Annotated in this window: 4 protein-coding genes; all 4 read right to left on the minus strand. The window is 46.0% G+C overall.

Annotation, left to right across the window (positions count from 1 at the left end; translation table 11 throughout):
* Nucleotides 1–44: 44 nt before the first annotated feature.
* The gene (locus tag RUMCAL_RS08330; protein WP_040647585.1) at nt 45–1,835 is read right to left on the minus strand and encodes a glycosyl hydrolase; all 1,791 of its coding nucleotides are present in this window, start codon (nt 1,833–1,835) and stop codon (nt 45–47) included.
* Nucleotides 1,836–2,151: 316 nt separating this feature from the next.
* On the minus strand, nt 2,152–3,234 hold the full coding sequence (locus tag RUMCAL_RS08340) for a 6-phosphofructokinase (protein WP_021682293.1): 1,083 nt from the start codon (nt 3,232–3,234) through the stop codon (nt 2,152–2,154).
* A gap of 222 nt (nt 3,235–3,456) precedes the next feature.
* Nucleotides 3,457–3,954 (minus strand): DUF5104 domain-containing protein, encoded by a 498-nt coding sequence (locus tag RUMCAL_RS08345; RefSeq protein WP_021682295.1) that lies wholly within the window; start codon nt 3,952–3,954, stop codon nt 3,457–3,459.
* 90 nt (nt 3,955–4,044) lie between these two features.
* A complete protein-coding gene (trpS, locus tag RUMCAL_RS08350; protein ID WP_021682296.1) occupies nt 4,045–5,112 on the minus strand; it encodes a tryptophan--tRNA ligase in 1,068 nt (355 codons plus the stop codon).
* Nucleotides 5,113–5,299 lie beyond the last annotated feature (187 nt).

Raw genomic sequence — 5,299 nt, forward strand, 5'->3', positions numbered from 1 at the left:
ATACTTGATGTATTCACGAGCATTTTTGTGAAAGAAGTATTGCCTTAGCCTTTTTGCAAAGCCTGTCGCAGTGCTGTCAAGTCAGTTCCGTTTATCAATGCATCTTTCGCATAGTCAGCCGCCTTTGCCTGCTGCTCTGTCAGTGTCGTTTTTCCCAGCAGGTACTTTTGCAGCAAGATGATGTCTGCCAGATTTACTGCATTGTCCAGATTGACATCTCCCGCCAGTACAGCATCAGAATCGGCATCACTGCCGTCCAGCGGATATTTTTTCAGATCCGGCAGTTCGTCCAACGTGATACAGTACTCGCTGTTATAGATCTCTTTTAGATTCTCTGCAGGGTTGTTCTGCTCACTGGTAAGGTAGTTCATATACCACGGGCAGAAGTACAGCCACGAAGCCTTGTCTTTCAGCAGGTTTTCCAAAGAAGGAATGGTGTCGTTTTCTGCCATTGCTACCATTTTCTGTCCGTCTGTACTCTGCACCAGACTATAGAATGTGGAAGAAATTGAACTTAGGTTTGGCTTGCCGTCTACGGCATTATACTTATCGTATCCTACAATATCTACCACATCATCGCCCGGATACCAGTCCGGAGATGTGGAATAGGTGTAGCTGTTCCAGACCCAAATCAGATTGTCCAATCCATAGACGTTAGTCAGCTGGTCGTAGAGAAGGCGGTACAGCTTTTTGCAGGGCTCCGGTCCTTCGGCTCCCCACCAGAACCACGCTCCTTCAGCTTCATGCAGCGGTCGCCACAGAACCGGCACATCGGCATCTTTCAGCTTTTTCAGCTGCTTTGCAATTTCCGCAATGTCCGCCATCAGCACCTTATTTTCCCATGTGCCTTCTTCCAGTGCTCTGGAAATACTGAATGTGGTATAGTTGGCACTGGCAGATTCCACATAGAAATTGCAGTCTGTACTCCCCTCCTCTGATGGCACGCTCCAGTGCCACACAAGGGCAGCAATGCCTTTGTATTCATTCACCCACTGAATGGTACGTTCGGCTGCGTTATCGTCCCATGTGGCATTGGAACGATAGTTCAAGAAGTCGATTCCGCGAATCGCACACATTTTGCCGGTCGTCTTTTCCAGATACTCGAATTCCTGTTCGTTATCCTTGATGAAATTGGTCGGATCTGCGTACAGGTTGTAGTTATGCGAGCCACAGTACTCCTGCTGTCCGGAAATGATATGCTTTCCGTATTGGTCGCAGAGATACTGATACAGCCGCTTAGTGGAATCTGACGCATTGGGATTGGAAAGCGTTCTTGTTGGTGAAAGATTTGTCAGGCTTTCATCTGCCGGCTGAATCGTCAGGTAATCAAAGAATGTATAGCCCCAATAGGCACTCAATTCAATGGTGTTCTCGCCGGCATTGAGCATCACTACACCACCAGAAGTTTCCTCGAATTTCAGGTTGTGAGAAAAGCTGACTTCTCCCTGATTTACGCCATTGACATTCAGGTATTGCACCTTTTTGTTTTTGTCATAGGGTTCACAGTAGGAAATCTTCATCTCGTAAAGACCGGCTTCTTCGACGGTAACCTTTAGGCTGACAGTTGTCCCCTTTTGATCCAGATAGGAAAATCCGCCGGACGCATTGGTCAAGTCAAAGTCCTCGCCGCTGCCGTCCTCCTCGGTATTGCCCTTCCAGCCCTCGTTGTAAATTTTTCCGCCGCTGGTGCTTCCGTTTTCAAATTCGTACTTCTGAACAGTGTCACTGCTCTTTGCAGCTGCCAGAACCGGCATTGCAGAAGATGCACCCATGGAAATTGTACATGCTGCCGCAACGCATACCGCGGCGACTGAATATCGTTTTCTTGTTTTCAACGTAGATCCTCCTTTTTTGTAGTTTCTGCCGAAACTGTAGATATTGTTATTATACCACAAGTTAGCCGAAGATGCAACAGATAATTTAGGAAACACTGAATAAAGCTTGTGCGTAAGATGCGTAGTCAGATTTTTTGGCAGATTGCCAGAAATTCCGCAGGCAGACTTGATGTATGGCAACTGACGGAAAATCTGTACGCAGATTGCGTGCAAAGCCGCCAGGCGGGCTTTATGCAGTGTTTCCTTTATCATTTCACAAAAAAAGCGGACACATCGAAAATGCACCCGCTTCTTGGATAGATTTCAATAACTCTACTCAGTCGCCGAAAGAAATTCCCAGATTTCTTGCAGTCTGTACCAGCTGATCGTCCGGCGAAACAAACTTTGTCTTACCGGCAATGTCGTCCAGCTTATTGGCAGTGATCGTGCCGCCAACCTTTGCTACAGACATACCGTAATGTTCCTCCCGAATCAGTTCTGCTGCGTATACGCCGAACTGTGTTGCCAGAACGCGGTCATACGCACTTGGGCTTCCGCCACGGAGCATGTGCCCCGGTACGCAAACGCGGGCTTCCAGTCCGGTCTTTTGCTGAATCTGTGCTGCGATCCGGTTGGTCGCAGTGGTGATGCCAGCTTCCTGACGCAGTCTGGTGCGTTCTTTCTTCTTCATCTTGGCTTCTTCTTTGTCGAAACAGCCCTCTGCCACAGCGACGATAGAGAAGTTTTTGCCGCTTTCGCTACGCTTCTGCACGGACTTGCAAACCTTGTCAATGTCATACGGAATTTCCGGAATCAAAATGATGTCCGCACCGCCGGCAATGCCTGCACTCAAAGTCAGCCAGCCAGCCTTATTGCCCATGATCTCGCAGAGCAGGATACGGGAATGGCTGTTTGCAGTGGTGTGCAGTCGATCCAGTGCATCTGTGGCAATGTCTACCGCAGTATGGAATCCGAAAGTCACATCTGTACCGAAGATGTCATTATCAATGGTTTTCGGCAGACCAATGACATTCAGTCCTTCGTCCGCCAGCAGCTTGGAGGTCTTATGTGTGCCGTTTCCGCCCAGTGTCAAAAGGCAATCCAGCTTCTGATCCTGATAGGTCTTTTTCATGTTCTTGACCTTATCCACATTGTCATCGCCGATGACTTTCATCATCTTGAACGGCTGACGTTTGGTACCCAGAATCGTACCGCCGCGTGTGAGAATGCCGGAGAAATCGTCCGGTGACATCTCCTTGCAGATGTTGTGGATCAAGCCATAATAGCCGTCTGAAATTCCAACGATCTCTACATTTTCCGTCCCCAGCATTTCATAACAAGCCTTTGCAACGCCGCGAATTGTGGCGTTCAGTCCCGGGCAGTCGCCGCCGCTGGTTAAAATTCCGATTCTGCGTTTCATAAGTGATTCCTCCTATTTTTGATACTTCTTTCAGAAATGTCCTGATAAGATTCGTGCAATCTGCTATATATTATAGCGTTTTTCTGGCAAAATATCTACAATATTTTATGAACAAACAAGAGTAACTCTAATTCCGCCATTGAAATATCACAATTTTTCCTGTAAAATCCTTTGCATAAAACTTTTTTTGAAATCGGTTGCTGGACATGGATGATTGTTTATTCATGAAGGAAAGTAAATTCCTGCTCCATAATTCCCTTCATATTCGTCTTTTTCAGAGTCTTTAGACAACCAAATCAAATATAGGCCATTTTCATTCTCATCTTCCGAATTATACTTTTCAATAAAATATAAATTATAAGTTTCTAAATCAGTCAATATCGTATAATCTGCCCTGATTTTAAATGTTTTCTTTTTTCCATTCTGACTTTCATCGGTTGCAATCGTTCCATTAGATGATACCAAATTACCTTTATAATATTCTATTGCAGATAAAATAGAATCGTCTAATTCTTCAGCTTCGTTCAATGCCTGATTAGAAAACATGGATCTAATTGCAACTTGATCTCCATTTTCTAATGCTGTAACAATTTCTGAAGCCCTATCATCTGCGATTTTATCGAGGCTTCTATCTTCCAGCCAGCTTTGGTGGGGATAGGAAGAACAGCCCGTAAAAAACAAGAACACAACTGCGGATATTACAGCGTTCAATCGCTTCATCGTTTCATTCCTCTACAATGCTTACCATTTTACAAAAAGCACCGTTCTGCTCACGGCAAAACGGTGCAATATATTGTTTGGATATTCTTTTTACAGTTCTGACTGCAAACCACCTTCAGAGAAGTAGTCAATTCGCATGGCATGGCGAACACCTTCCAGAGTCTTTTCCGCAGTTGCTCTCGCTGTAGCACTTCCCTGCTGCAAGATCTCGTAAACTTCCGGCAAACGCTGCTCCCACTGCTTGCGACGTTCCCGAATGGGACGGAGTTCTTCCTGCATTACATTGTTCAGGAACTTCTTGACCTTTACATCGCCCAGACCGCCACGCTGATAGTGTGCCTTCACTTCGTCCAGGCAGCTGTAATCTTTCCAGAATTCCTCGAAATATTCCGGCTTGCAGAATGCATCCAGATAGATAAATACCGGATTACCCTCTACCTTACCGGGATCTTCTACCCGCAGGTGATTCGGATCGGTGAACATGGACATGATCTTTTTCTTGATCTCCTCCGGCTCATCAGACAGGTAGATACAGTTGCCCAGAGATTTACTCATTTTTGCCTTACCGTCAATACCCGGCAAACGTAAACATGCCTGATTGCTGGGGAGAATGATCTCCGGTTCGGTCAGAGTTTCGCCATATACCGAATTGAATTTGTGCACGATTTCCTTGCACTGTTCCAGCATCGGCAGCTGATCTTCTCCGACCGGAACGGCAGTTGCATGGAATGCGGTGATGTCTGCTGCCTGACTGATCGGGTAGCAGAAAAAGCCTACTGGGATACTGGCTTCAAAGTTCCGCTGCTGAATCTCTGCCTTAACGGTAGGGTTCCGCTGTACGCGGGAAACGGTAACCAGATTCATGTAATAGAACGTCAGTTCTGTCAGCTGCGGTACCATAGACTGAATGAAAATGGTGCTTTTTTCCGGATCCAGACCACATGCCAGATAGTCCAGAGCCACCTGTGTAATGTTCTGTCGTACTTTTTCCGGATGCTCTGCATTATCTGTCAGTGCCTGTGCATCGGCGATCATAATATAAATCTCGTCGAATTTTCCGGAGTTTTGCAGTTTTACCCGTTCTTTCAGGGAACCTACGTAATGTCCTACATGCAGCCGTCCGGTGGGACGATCTCCGGTCAAAATAATCTGTTTCATGTTTTTGCTCCTTATGATTCACGGACGCTGCGGCAATGTTGTATGCCATGTCCATGTAAATTTCTTTTTTTATTATAACACATTGAGGGTGTGGTGTCAATGTTTTCTGTCTAAATTCCGTAATAACCAAGCGGAAAAGCAAAAATGATACTGTAGGCAATACCGCACAAAGAGCGTCTGGCGACTT

This window comes from Ruminococcus callidus ATCC 27760 (assembly GCF_000468015.1).
Classification (GTDB): domain Bacteria; phylum Bacillota; class Clostridia; order Oscillospirales; family Ruminococcaceae; genus Ruminococcus_C; species Ruminococcus_C callidus.

What these genes read in the sequence shown, in the direction of transcription:
- RUMCAL_RS08345 (WP_021682295.1), bottom strand. Translation starts at nt 3,954, where the DNA reads ATGAAGCGATTGAACGCTGTAATATCCGCAGTTGTGTTCTTGTTTTTT.
- trpS (WP_021682296.1), bottom strand. Translation starts at nt 5,112, where the DNA reads ATGAAACAGATTATTTTGACCGGAGATCGTCCCACCGGACGGCTGCAT.
- RUMCAL_RS08340 (WP_021682293.1), bottom strand. Translation starts at nt 3,234, where the DNA reads ATGAAACGCAGAATCGGAATTTTAACCAGCGGCGGCGACTGCCCGGGA.